At 73.2% G+C, this 11,932-nt stretch carries 9 protein-coding genes; 6 read left to right on the top strand and 3 right to left on the bottom strand.

Annotated elements, in window-relative coordinates:
• Both ACZ7IF_RS38385 and ACZ7IF_RS38390 read right to left on the bottom strand, forming a co-directional pair.
• Positions 1-1,416: 2-oxoacid:acceptor oxidoreductase subunit alpha (locus ACZ7IF_RS38385; RefSeq protein ID WP_470981559.1), on the bottom strand; the 1,416-nt coding region annotated here is incomplete at its 3' end.
• Position 1,417: 1 nt separating this feature from the next.
• Entirely contained in the window at positions 1,418-2,161 is a 744-nt protein-coding gene (locus tag ACZ7IF_RS38390; protein ID WP_470981560.1) for a 2OG-Fe dioxygenase family protein, read from the bottom strand.
• A gap of 140 nt (positions 2,162-2,301) precedes the next feature.
• On the opposite strand from ACZ7IF_RS38390, the gene ACZ7IF_RS38395 reads away from it, so the two are divergent.
• From ACZ7IF_RS38395 to ACZ7IF_RS38415, 5 genes are read left to right on the top strand one after another with little or no spacing between them, the layout of a single operon-like run.
• Positions 2,302-2,598 (top strand): acyl carrier protein, encoded by a 297-nt coding sequence (locus tag ACZ7IF_RS38395; RefSeq protein WP_470981562.1) that lies wholly within the window; start codon positions 2,302-2,304, stop codon positions 2,596-2,598.
• A gap of 14 nt (positions 2,599-2,612) precedes the next feature.
• Positions 2,613-6,605 carry a type I polyketide synthase gene (locus ACZ7IF_RS38400; protein WP_470981564.1) on the top strand — a complete coding sequence of 1,331 codons (3,993 nt, stop codon included), beginning with the start codon at positions 2,613-2,615 and terminating at the stop codon, positions 6,603-6,605.
• Between the two features lie 49 nt (positions 6,606-6,654).
• Positions 6,655-8,247 (top strand): long-chain-fatty-acid--CoA ligase, encoded by a 1,593-nt coding sequence (locus ACZ7IF_RS38405; RefSeq protein ID WP_470981566.1) that lies wholly within the window; start codon positions 6,655-6,657, stop codon positions 8,245-8,247.
• A 5-nt stretch (positions 8,248-8,252) separates the two neighbouring features.
• The gene (locus ACZ7IF_RS38410) at positions 8,253-9,041 is read left to right on the top strand and encodes a thioesterase II family protein (protein WP_470981568.1); all 789 of its coding nucleotides are present in this window, start codon (positions 8,253-8,255) and stop codon (positions 9,039-9,041) included.
• Positions 9,042-9,079: 38 nt separating this feature from the next.
• Positions 9,080-9,541, top strand: coding sequence for a nuclear transport factor 2 family protein (locus ACZ7IF_RS38415; RefSeq protein ID WP_007269099.1), 462 nt, complete (start codon positions 9,080-9,082; stop codon positions 9,539-9,541).
• A 76-nt stretch (positions 9,542-9,617) separates the two neighbouring features.
• On the opposite strand, the gene ACZ7IF_RS38420 is transcribed toward ACZ7IF_RS38415, so the two are convergent.
• The gene (locus ACZ7IF_RS38420; RefSeq protein ID WP_470981569.1) at positions 9,618-10,217 is read right to left on the bottom strand and encodes a TetR/AcrR family transcriptional regulator; all 600 of its coding nucleotides are present in this window, start codon (positions 10,215-10,217) and stop codon (positions 9,618-9,620) included.
• A gap of 171 nt (positions 10,218-10,388) precedes the next feature.
• Between ACZ7IF_RS38420 and ACZ7IF_RS38425 the strand changes: the two genes are divergently transcribed.
• Positions 10,389-11,807, top strand: coding sequence for an MFS transporter (locus ACZ7IF_RS38425; RefSeq protein ID WP_470981571.1), 1,419 nt, complete (start codon positions 10,389-10,391; stop codon positions 11,805-11,807).
• Positions 11,808-11,932: the final 125 nt, after the last annotated feature.

Below are 11,932 nucleotides of genomic sequence, written 5' to 3' on the forward strand. Positions count from 1 at the left end.
CCGGTGCTCCAGACCGGGCGTGCCCGGGACCGCCCAGGGGCGGGCCAGGGTCCGCGGGTCCCGCTTGTAGGGCCAGAACACCTCGGTGCCGTCGGGCAGCGTGTGGTTGGGGCCCGTCGCGAACCGGGTGCGCAGGTCGGGCAGTTCGTCGGGGTGCGGGACGCGCCACGGCTCGGACCCGTTGGCGAGGTAGCCGTCGGAGAGGAGGAAGACCGGGGTGCGGTACGTGAGGGCGATACGGGCGGCCTCAAGGGTGGCGTCGAAGCAGTCGGCGGCCGTCCTGGGGGCGACGACCGGGACGGGGGCCTCGCCGTTGCGGCCGTACACGGCCTGGAGGAGGTCCGCCTGCTCGGTCTTGGTCGGCAGCCCGGTCGAGGGCCCGCCGCGCTGGATGTCCACGATGAGGAGGGGGAGTTCGAGGGAGACGGCGAGGCCGATGGTCTCCGATTTGAGGGCGACGCCCGGGCCGGAGGTCGTGGTGACGGCGAGCGAGCCGCCGAAGGCCGCGCCGAGGGCGGCCCCGATGCCGGCGATCTCGTCCTCGGCCTGGAAGGTCCGTACGCCGAAGTTCTTGTGCCTGCTCAGCTCGTGCAGGATGTCCGTCGCCGGGGTGATCGGGTAGGAGCCCAGGTAGAGCGGCAGGTCGGCGGCATGCGCGGCCGCGATCAGGCCGTACGAGAGGGCCAGGTTCCCGGAGATGTTCCGGTAGGTGCCGGCGGGGAAGGCCCTGGTCGCGGGGGCGACCTCGTAGGAGACGGCGAAGTCCTCGGTCGTCTCGCCGAAGTTCCAGCCGGCCTTCAGGGCCGCCACGTTCGCCTCGGCGATGCCGGGCTTCTTCGCGAACTTCTTCCTCAGGAAGGACTCCGTGCCCTCGGTCGGGCGGTGGTACATCCACGACAGGAGACCGAGCGCGAACATGTTCTTGCTGCGTTCGGCTTCCTTGCGGGTGAGCCCGAAGTCCTTCAGGGCCTCCACCGTCAGGGTGGTCAGCGGGACGGCGTGGACGCGGTAGGCGTCCAGGGAGCCGTCCTCCAGCGGGGAGGTCTCGTAGCCGACCTTGGCCATCGGGCGCTTGGTGAACTCGTCGGTGTTGACGATGATCTCCGCGCCGCGCGGCACGTCCGCGATGTTGGCCTTCAGCGCCGCCGGATTCATCGCGACCAGCACGTCCGGCGCGTCACCCGGCGTGAGGATGTCGTGGTCCGCGAAATGCAGCTGGAACGACGACACGCCCGGCAGGGTCCCGGCGGGGGCCCGGATCTCGGCCGGGAAGTTCGGCAGCGTCGAGAGGTCGTTGCCGAAGGACGCCGTCTCCGAGGTGAAACGGTCACCCGTCAGCTGCATACCGTCACCCGAATCACCCGCGAAACGGATGACCACCCGGTCGACACGGCGGATCTGGGTACGCGTCACCATGTCAGGCCGCGTTCCGCTCTTCGCGGCGCAGCTCCGGCTCGTGCTTGTAGCCCAGGATCAGCACGTCCCGGACCGCCGCCTTCCCCGGGTCGACGGGGAGGATCGGGCGGACGGCGTGGAGGATCTGGGCGTCGGCCCAGAACATGGTGTCCATCTGCTCGGTCAGGCAGAACTCGGCCACGAGCTCCTTGTCCAGGCCGTAGACCTGGGACTCGCCGCCCCGGGCGTTGAAGCGGCCCATCAGGTGGATCGCGCCGAAGTCGACCTCGTCGCGGTGCGGGCCCTCCGGGGTGGGCTCGCCCGTCTCGTCGGGGGTGCTGATGATCCGGAACTGGTGGCACTGGACGTCCCAGGGGTCGTCCAGCCAGGAGTCCTCGGGGACGGGGAACTTCTCGAAGTCGGCGCGCAGGAGCCGGGTGAGCAGCGGGTTGCCGAGGGTGGAGCGGCTCAGCGGCGCCACGTCGCGGTCGATGCCGCCGGCGTAGTCGTTGGCGTTCATCGACTGGAAGTAGGGGCGGTGCGGGCGCAACCGGACCTCTCCGGTGCGGGGCACGAAGAAGAAGCGGTCGTAGCGGCGCTCGCGGAAACGGGAGCCGCCCTTCAGGTACTGGTCCGTCTCCAGGTGCTCCCATTCGGCGGCGAGTTCCTTGAAGTACTGCCTCGATTCGGCGTCGATGACGAGCCGGTCGGCCGGCAGCAACGAATATCCGTTGGCCCGCAGTTCTTCCCGTGCTTCGGTCTGCATTGTTGGCTCCTCCACGCCGGATCTCACGCACTGCTGCTCCACCGAGGCTCCCACGGGACCGCTGACGCTGAACTGACGGGTCCGGCGGGTCAGGAGGGCGTCAGCCGACCGTCACGGGCGCTGTGCTTCACTCGACCGGTATGACGGATCAATTAGTGGCCTCGCCCAGGTCGGAACGCCGGACGGTCCTGGAAGAAATCGTCGTGGCGGAATTCAAGACCGCGCTGCTCATGCCCGATGACGAGGAGCTGCCGCTGGAGGACAGCTTCTTCGAGCTCGGCATGACGTCCTTGCTGCTCACCATGGTGAAGCAGCGGCTGGAGGAGCGACTGGGGCGGGGCATCGGCAGCACGGCCCTGTTCAATCAGCCCACCGTCGAGCGGCTGACCGACTATCTGGCCTCGGACGTCCTGGCCGACATCTTCGAAGCGAATTGAGAGGGGCGGCCGCCGTGCCCGGAACTCCGGAAGAGCGGAATTTACAGGAAAGGCTCGAAGCCGCGGAGGAGACCGTCCGCAGGCAGGAAACGGAGATCGGGCGGTTCCTTTCCGAGAAGCACGAGCCGATCGCCGTGGTCGGTATCGGAATGCGCCTGCCCGGCGGGAACAATTCCGTTGACGAGCTCGAGTCTTTTCTCCGGGAGGGACGTTCCGGTATCGGCCCGCTGCCGCGCGACCGGTGGGTTCCGGAGGTGGCCGACGGTTCGATCACCGCGGCCGCCGGCGGTTTCCTCGACCGTATAGACGAATTCGACGCGCAGTTCTTCAACATTCCGCCCAAGGACGCTCCCTTCATCGATCCGGCGCAGCGCCTGCTGATGGAGACGGTGTGGCAGGCCCTGGAGGACGCCGGCATCGACCCGGCCGGGCTGCGGCACGGCGACGGCGGCGTCTACGTGGGCGCCTCCCCGCTGGACTTCGCGCTGGAGCTGGAGGGCCTCTCGGACGAGCAGCTCGACGGGAGCCTGACGACCGGGCTGGGCGCGTACTCCCTGTCGGGGCGGCTCTCGTACTTCCTGGGCTGGCGCGGCCCGAGCCTGACGACGGACACCGCGTGCGCGGCGTCGCTGACGGCCCTGCACCTGGCGGTCGAGGGGCTGCGGCGCCGCGAGTGCGGGATCGCGCTGTGCGCAGGGGTGAACACCCTGCACAACCCCCGCTCGTACGTGATCCTCTCGCACGCGCAGATGCTCGCCCCGGACGGGCACTGCAAGACCTTCGACGAGAGCGCGGACGGCTACGCGCGCGCCGAGGGCTGCGGGGCGCTGGTGCTCAAGCGGCTCTCCGACGCGCTGGCGGACGGGGACCGGGTGCTGGCGCTCGTACGCGGGACCGCGATCGGGCAGGACGGCGAGAGCGCGGGGCTGAGCGCGCCCAACGGCACGGCGCAGGAGGCCGTGATGCGGGCGGCGCTGGCCGACGCGCGGCTGGAGCCGGGCGACATCCAGTACGTGGAGGCGCACGGGACGGGGACCCCGCTGGGCGACCCGATCGAGATGGGCTCCGTCAACGGGGTGTTCGGCGCCTCGCACGACCGGCGGGACCCCCTCGTCATCGGCTCGCTGAAGGCCAACCTCGGGCACATGGAGCCCGCGGCCGGGCTGGGCGCGGTGATCAAGGTGATCACGCAGATGCGGGCGGGGGCCTTCTTCCCGCACGTGTGGCGGAACCTGTCCGGGCGGATCCCCTGGGAGAACTACCCGATCGAGGTGGCGGACGCGGAGCGGCCGTGGAAGGCGCCCGTGCGCCGGGCCACGGTCAACGGCTTCGGGGTCGCCGGGGCGATCGCGGTGGCGGTGCTGGAGGAGCCCCCGGCACCGGCGGAAGGCGCGGTGCGGCCGGCGCCCCCGGAGCGGGAGGAGCGCGGGCACGTCTTCACGCTGTCCGCCAAGTCGCGGCCGGCGCTGCGGCTCCAGGCCCAGCGGTACGCCCGTTTCCTCGCCGAGCACCCGGACACGCCGCTCGCCGACCTGTGCCGCACCCGGGCCACGGGCCGCTCGCACTTCCGCCACCGGGCGGCGGCGGCCGTGTCCTCCACCGCCGGGCTGGCCGCCCACCTGGAGCGGTGGGGCGCGCCGCCCCGGGGGGAGGAGAAGCCCGACGCGTTCCGCAAGACGGCCTTCCTGTTCACCGGCTCCGGTTCGCAGTACGTGGGCATGGGCCGGGCCCTGTACGGCCGGTTCCCCGTGTTCACCCGGTGCGTGGACGAGTGCGACGCGCTCTTCGCGCCGCTGCTGGGGCGTTCCGTGGCGGCGGTGATGTTCGGTGACGTGCCGGACGCCGAGGAGGCCCTGGCCCGTACGTCCTTCACGCACGCTGCCCTGTTCACGCTGGAGTACGCCCTCGCCCGGCTGTGGCTGTCGTGGGGGGTGCGGCCGAGCGTGCTGATCGGGCACAGCGTCGGCGAGATCGTCGCGGCGACGGTGGCCGGGCTGTTCACCCTCGCCGACGGGGTCGCGTTCCTCGCCGCCCGCTCCCGGCTGATCGAGTCGGAGGGCGTCCCCGGCTCGATGGCGGCGGTGTCCGCGCCCGTGGAGGAGGTCCGGCCGCTGCTGGAGCGCTGGCCGGAGCTGGCCGTCGCGGCGGTCAACGCCCCGCAGCAGTGCGTGGTGTCGGGCGGGACCGGGGCGCTGGCGCAGGCGGTGGAGGCGCTGCGCGCGGCGGGGTGGACGGTGACGGAGCTGCACGTGACGGCGGCGTTCCACTCGCCGCTGATGGCCGGGGTGTCGCAGCCGCTGGCCGAGGTGCTGCGCGGGATCACCTTCCACGAGCCGCAGCTGCCGGTCGTGTCGAACCTGACGGGGCGGATCGCCGGTCCCCGGGAGCTGGCGACGCCCGAGTACTGGGTGCGCCACGTCAACGAGACCGTCGAGTTCGCGGCCGGGGTGCGCACCGTCGCCGAGCGCGGCCGGCACGTGTTCCTGGAGGTCGGGCCGTCCTCGGCGCTGACCTCGCTGGCCCGGCGCTGCGTACCGCAGGAGCAGCACCGCTGGCTGACCAGCCTGCGCTCGAAGGACACCGCGGGCGCGGCCCTGGACGCCGCGCTGGCGGGTGCGTACACGGCGGGGCTGGGCATCGACTGGGGCGCGGTGTACGCGGACGGGCCGGGGCGGCGGATCGCGCTGCCCGGCTACGCCTTCGACCGCCGCGAGTACCGGCTCCCCGCCCGCCCGGCCGGGCGGCGCGGGGCGGACGGCGACGGGCACCCGCTGCTCGGCCGGGAGGCCGGACGGGACGGCGGGCAGCGGGAGTTCCGGGCGCGGATCAGTGCCGCGCAGCCCGCGTACCTCGCGGACCACACCATCGGGGGTCAGGCCTTCCTGCCCGCTTCGGCCTACCTGGAGCTGCTGCTGGCGGTGCAGGACGAGGTCCACGGGGACACCGGCCGGGCGGTGGAGGACGTCCGCTTCCACGAGGCGCTGTTCCTGTCGGACCGGCCGGTGCTGCTGGTGACCCGGGTGCGGACCGCGCCGGACGGGAGCCTGGCGGTGGAGGTGTCCAGCCGGGCCGCCGACGGCCCCGGGGGCACCGACCGGCTGCACGCCACCGCCGTGATCGCGGCCGAGGCCGACTACCCGGGCAGCGGCCTCGCGGGCCCGGGCCGGACGCTGCTGGCCCTGACCGGGGCACTGGAGGACGACGAGCCCTCCCGGGTGCTGGACGGCGGCGAGGTGAAGGCCGCGTACGCCGAGGCCGGGCTGGAGTACGGGCCGCAGTTCCTGCGGGCCCGCCGGGTGGCCGCGTACGGCCCGGACTTCGCGGTGACGGAGCTGTCCGGCGCGGGCCTGTCCCGGGCCGGGCTGCTGCCGCCGCCGCTGCTGGACGGGGCGACGCACGCGCTCGCGGCGCTGGCCGACGACGGCCGCCGGTACGTGGCCACGAGCGCGGGCCGGCTGCGGGCCTTCAAGAAGCCGCGCGGTGAGCTGCTGCGCTCCGCGGCCCGGGTCACGCGCGCCGAGGACCCGGAGGCGGACCCGGCGTTCATCCTGGACGTGCTGCTGCTCGAGGAGGACGGCCGGCCGGTGGCGGAGCTGTCCGGGATGGGCTTCACCCGGCTGCCGGACCGCCCGGTGGAGGCCGCGGCCGCCGAGCGGACGGCGCGTGCGGCGGCTTCGGCCGCGCCGCTGGACGTGGCGGCGCTCGCGGCGGCCCCGCCCCAGGAGCGGCGGACGGCGCTGGTCGCCCTGGTCCGCGCGACGGTGGCGGCGCTGCTGGCGATCGACGACCCGGAGTACGTCGACACCCGGGCGGGCTTCCTGGAGCTGGGCGTGGACTCGCTGACGGCGATCGTGCTGAAGAACCAGCTCCAGACGCGGCTGCGGATCCCGCTGCTGTCCTCCGCGGTCTTCGACCACCCGTCGGTGGAGGAGCTCGCCGAGCTGCTGGCCGTACGGCTGGCCGCCGGCGCGGTGCCGGCCGGGGCCGCCGTGCCCCCGGCGGCCTGACCCCCCCCGACCCTCCACGAGCGACGACACAGACGACACAGGGGAACCCATGGACAACCGTACGGAGGACCGGACCCTCGCCGCCCGCGCGGCGCTGCACGCCCGGACCCGGCCCGACCAGCCCGCGGTGATCTGCGAGGACCGCGCGCTGACCTTCGCCGAACTGCACCGGGAGAGCAACCGGACCGCGCACGCGCTGCTGGCCGCGGGCCTGGCGGCCGGGGCGCGGGTGGGCTATCTGGGCCGGGAGTCGGAGCGCTACTACGACCTGGCGCTCGGCTGCGCGAAGGCGGGCGTGGTGCTGGTGCCGGTGAACTCGCGGCTCACGGTCGGCGAGGTCGAGCACGTCCTGCGCGACTCACAGGCGGAACTGCTCTTCGTGGAGCGGGAGTTCCGCCCGCTGGTGGACGGACTGCGGGCCGTGCTGCCCGGGCTGCGCCAGGTCGTCGAATCGGACTCCGACGGCCACGTGGCGGGCGGGTTCCTCGACTGGAAGGCGGGGCTGCCGGACACGGAGCCGCCGGCGGCCCGCGGGGCCGGCTTCGACGACGCGGTCGCGCAGCTGTACACGAGCGGGACGACCGGGCTGCCGAAGGGGGTGGTGCTGGCGCAGCGGACCTTCTTCACCTTCATCGCCGACACCCGGGCGGCCGGGGTGGACTGGATCGACTGGCGGCCCGAGGACCGGGGGCTGAGCTGCTTCCCGGGGCTGCACACGGCCGGCTTCGGCTGGTTCATGCACTCCTTCAACGCGGGCGCCACCACGGTGGTCATGCGCCAGTTCATCGCCGACGAGGCGACCCGGCTGATCGAGCGGCACGCGGTCACGACCCTGTGGGCGGCGCCCGCGATGCTGCGGATGATGCTGGCCGAGCGGGGGACGGGCCGGGAGACCTTCCGCTCGCTGCGCAAGGTGGTCTACAGCGGTTCGCCGATCGACCGGGAGCTGCTGCTGACCTGCATCGACGTACTCGGCTGCGAGCTGGCGCAGGGCTACTCCTCGGCGGAGGCGGGCAGTTTCCTGACCGTTCTGGCGCCGGAGGACCACACCGCGGAAAGCCGGGTGCTGGGCTCGGCGGGCCGGGCCGTGCCCGGTGTCGGGCTGCGGATCCTGGACGGGGAGGGCCGCGAGCTGCCGGCCGGCGAGGTGGGCCGGGTGGTGGTCAGGAGTCCGGCGCGGTTCCTGGAGTACTGGCGGCTGCCGGAGGTGACCGCCGGTGCCCTGTCGGGGGAGTCCGGCGAGTGGCTGTCGATGGGCGACATGGGCCGTGTCGACGCCGACGGCTACCTGTTCCTCGCCGACCGGGTCAACGACACCGTCATCGTCGCCGGCCAGAACATCTATCCCACGGAGGTCGAGAATGCGCTGCGGGCCCACCCGTCGGTGGCGGAGGTCTCCGTGTACGGAGTCCCGCACCCCGATTGGGGTGAGGCCGTCCGGGCCGCGGTGGTGCTGCGCGAGGGCGCCTCGGCGACCCCGCGGGAGTTCCTGCGGTTCCTGAACGGCCGGATAGCCGGGTTCAAGATCCCGACGGGGTACGACATCGTCGCCGAGCTGCCGCGCAATCCCACCGGGAAGGTGCTGCGGCGGGTGCTCCGGGAGCGGTTCACCGGGGACCGGTCCCCGGCCCCGGTCGCGTAGCCGCCGTGGACGCCGTACGGGGTCCCGGGCCGCCGGGCCCGCTGCCCGAGGTTCAGGGCGCGTCGCGGTGGCTGCACCCGGCCGACGCCGAACCGGACGCGGAGTCGCGGCTGTTCCTGCTGCACCACAGCGGGGGCGGCGCTTCGATGTACCGCGAGTGGCCGGGGCGGCTGCCCGGGTCGGTCGCCTGCCAGGCGGTGCAGCTGCCGGGGCGGCAGGAGCGGCGGCGCGAGGCTCCGTACACCCGGCTCGGTCCGCTCGTGGAGGCCCTCGTCCGGGTGGTGTCGGACGAGCTGGACGAGCGCCCCTACGCGGTGTTCGGGCACTCGATGGGGGCGCTGCTGGGCTACCGGCTGACGGTGGAGACCGAGCGGCGGGGCCTGCCCGCGCCGGCGCTCCTGGCCGTGTCGGGGTGGGCCCCGGAGGGGTTCTCGGCGCCGGCGGCGCTGTCAACGGACCCGCTGGAGGCCCTGCGCCTGCTGGGCGGGCTGCCGGAGGCGGTCGCCGGGGATCCGGAGCTGCTGGCGGGGGCGGTGCGCGCGATGGGCGCGGACGGCGCGGTGTGCGCGGACTTCTCGGACGACGGGGCGGCCGTGGGCTGTCCCGTCGTCGCCTACTCCGGGCGCGGGGATCCCCTCCTCGCGCCCGGCGCCATGCGGTCGTGGGCCGGGCGGACGCCGGAGTTCCTGGGGTGCCGGACCTTCCCCGGGGACCACTTCTACCTGAGCGCCCACGCCCGTGCCATCACGGCCGACCTGGCCCAGCTGCTGCCGCGGTACGCCGCGGGGCGCTGAGCGGGCGGCGTTCCAGCGGAACCCGGAGGTACCCCGTCATGCTGCCCCGACCCAATGAACTCCTCGCGCGCTACGTCGCGTTGTGGAACGAGAAGGACGAGCGGCGCAGGCGCGACATGGTGTACGGCCTGTACGCGCCGGACTGCGTCTACGTGTTCTACCGCAAGGATCCGATCCGGGGGCACGCGGCGCTCCTGGACCAGCTGGCCTACACGCACGAGGTGTACGGCCCGATGGGGTACGAGTTCCGGTCCTCGAACAACGCGACCGGCCACCACGACGTCGTCCGGTTCAACTGGGTGATGGTGTCGGCGGCCACGGGCGAGATGGAGATGTCCGGCCAGGACATCGTCGTGCTCGCCGAGGACGGTCGAATTCAGGCCGACTACCAGTTCCACGACAGGATGCCCTCGTCGTTCTCGTACAACGACGGGTACGAGGAGCACGGCGTGGCCGTACGGCACGCGCGGCCGACCCGGACCGGCGCCGGCGGCCCCTGACGTGGACCGGCCCCGCACGCACTCCGGCCCCGCGGCATCCCTCTGCCGCGGGGCCGGGCGCGTCGCCGTCGGGCCGTCAGAGGGCGGCGGCCGCCATGGCGTTCGGCACGTACTGGCGCAGGACCAGCTCGGTGGTGGCCAGGGCCATGCGGGCGGGGCCGTCCTCGCCGAGGACCTCACCGTTGGCCAGGGTGCCGCCGACGATGAGCATCAGCGTGTCGGCGAGGGCGTCGGGGTCCTCGGCACGGGCCTCGACCCCCTTGTCCCGGAACCAGTTGCGCAGGCCCTTGAGGTGCAGCTTCGCCTCCTGGCGGCCGGGGTGTCCGGGCTCGCGGAACTCGCTGGAGGTGTTGTAGTAGATGCAGCCGTGGAAGTCGGGCTCGCGGACGCTGGCGTGGAAGAACTCCATCAGCGCGAGGATCTGGCGGGCCGGGTCCCCGGGGTGGGGGGCGGTGACCTCTTCGGCCTGCTCCCACCACTTCGCGTCGCTCTCGCGCAGCCAGGCCGCGATCAGCTCGTCCTTGCTGGCGAACTCGCGGTAGAGCAGGCTCTTTCCCACTCCGGTCGCGTCGATCACCTGCTGCATGCCGACGGCCCGGACCCCCTGCTCACCGAAGAGTTTGGCCGAGGCTTCCAGGATCCGCCGCCTCGTGCCTGGTGCCGGTGTGCGCGCCATGTCTCAACTCCTTCGCCTCTCCCCCGCGGTTCCCAGCATACGTTTGACACCGGGGTTTGTGAGCGCTAGAAATGGACCGATCAGTCCTGGACTGATCGGTCCACCAATTGTTCCCGTCACGCGTTCCGTAGAGCTCACTGCTTCCGACGACACTCCGATCGGAGTCTGATCATGACCGAGGCATCCCCGACCTCTCCTCCCATCGCACGGGTGGTACCGCCCGCCCCCGCGGTCAAGAGCCTGCCCCTGCTGCTCCTGGTCGTGTGCGCGGTGCAGTTCCTCGACGCGATGGACATCGCGAGCATGGGACCGGCCCTCCCCCTGGTCCAGGCGGACCTGGGGATGTCGACCTCCGCACTCCAGTGGGTCGTCTCGGCGTACGCGCTGGGCTTCGGCGGGTTCCTGCTCCTGGGCGGCCGGCTGGCCGACCTGTACAACCGCAAGAAGCTGCTGATCGGCTGGCTGGTGGTGTTCGTCGTCGCCAGTGTGCTCGGCGGCATCGCCGACGACGGCGTGGTCCTGGTCGTCGCCCGGCTCCTCAAGGGCGTCAGCGCCGGCATCACCGCACCGGCGGCCATGGCCATCCTGCTCGACGCCTTCCGTGACGAGCAGTCACGCAACCGCGCCCTGGGCACCTTCCTGGCCGTGGCCTCGGCCGGCTACTCCCTCGGCCTGATCCTCGGCGGCCTGATGGCGGGCGTCTCCTGGCGGCTCGTCCTGTTCGCCCCGGCCGTCGCCGGCCTGCTGGTCGCGCTGCTCGCCGCGTCGGTCGTCCCCTCGCAGCAGGAGAAGGGCAAGAGCGGCAGCCTCGACATCCTCGGCGCCGTCACGGTGACGGCGGGCGCGGTGGCCCTGGTGTACGGACTCAGCCGGGCCGCCAGCGACGGCTGGGGCGATGCCCAGACCATCGGCTCGCTGATCGCCGCCGCCGTCCTCTTCCCGCTGTTCGCCGTCGTCGAGAGCCGCCACCCGGCCCCGCTGGTGCCGCTGTCGGTCTTCCGCAAGGGCCAGCTGACCCGGTCCCTGATCGCGATGCTCTTCTTCGGCGCCTACGTCTCCTTCCAGTTCGTGCTGACCCTCTACTACCAGGAGCAGCTGGGCTGGACCCCGCTGGAGGCCGGCCTCGCCTTCCTCCTCGGCGGCGTGCTGACCGCGGGCACCGCCCGCTACGGCGCCGCGCTGGTCACCAAGTACGGCGCCTGGCCGGTCGCGACCGGTGGCCTGGTCCTGCTGAGCATCGGCTACCTCGGCTGGGTCCTGCTGATGGGCCAGGTCGACCCGCTGGTCACCCTGTTCGCGCAGCAGCTCCTCGGCGGCCTCGGCTTCGCCGCCGTCTACCCGGCGCTGAACATCGCCGCCGTCGGCACGGCCTCGCCCGACGAGCAGGGCCTGGTCTCGGGCCTGTTCAACGCCGGCGCGCAGATCGGCAACGGCGTGGTCATCGCGCTCACCGCGACCGTCTTCTCGCTCAGCACCGGCGGGATCGCCCCCTACCGGGCCGGCCTGTGGACCGTCACCGTCCTCACCCTCGGCGTGACCCTCGTGGCCCTGGCGGGCGCCGCCCGCTACCGCCAGAAGGCCGCCGCCTGACCGGAGGGGGGGGGGGGGGGGGGGGGGGGGGGGGGGGCGGGGGGGGGGGGGGGGGGGGGGGGGGGGGGGGAGGGGGGGGGGGGGGGGGGGGGGGGGGGGGGGGGAGGGTGGGTGGGGGGGGGTTT

It is taken from the genome of Streptomyces sp. NPDC037421 (genome assembly GCF_055602105.1).

What these genes read in the sequence shown, in the direction of transcription:
- ACZ7IF_RS38390 (WP_470981560.1), bottom strand. Translation starts at nt 2,161, where the DNA reads ATGCAGACCGAAGCACGGGAAGAACTGCGGGCCAACGGATATTCGTTG.
- ACZ7IF_RS38395 (WP_470981562.1), top strand. Translation starts at nt 2,302, where the DNA reads ATGACGGATCAATTAGTGGCCTCGCCCAGGTCGGAACGCCGGACGGTC.
- ACZ7IF_RS38405 (WP_470981566.1), top strand. Translation starts at nt 6,655, where the DNA reads ATGGACAACCGTACGGAGGACCGGACCCTCGCCGCCCGCGCGGCGCTG.
- ACZ7IF_RS38415 (WP_007269099.1), top strand. Translation starts at nt 9,080, where the DNA reads ATGCTGCCCCGACCCAATGAACTCCTCGCGCGCTACGTCGCGTTGTGG.
- ACZ7IF_RS38420 (WP_470981569.1), bottom strand. Translation starts at nt 10,217, where the DNA reads ATGGCGCGCACACCGGCACCAGGCACGAGGCGGCGGATCCTGGAAGCC.
- ACZ7IF_RS38425 (WP_470981571.1), top strand. Translation starts at nt 10,389, where the DNA reads ATGACCGAGGCATCCCCGACCTCTCCTCCCATCGCACGGGTGGTACCG.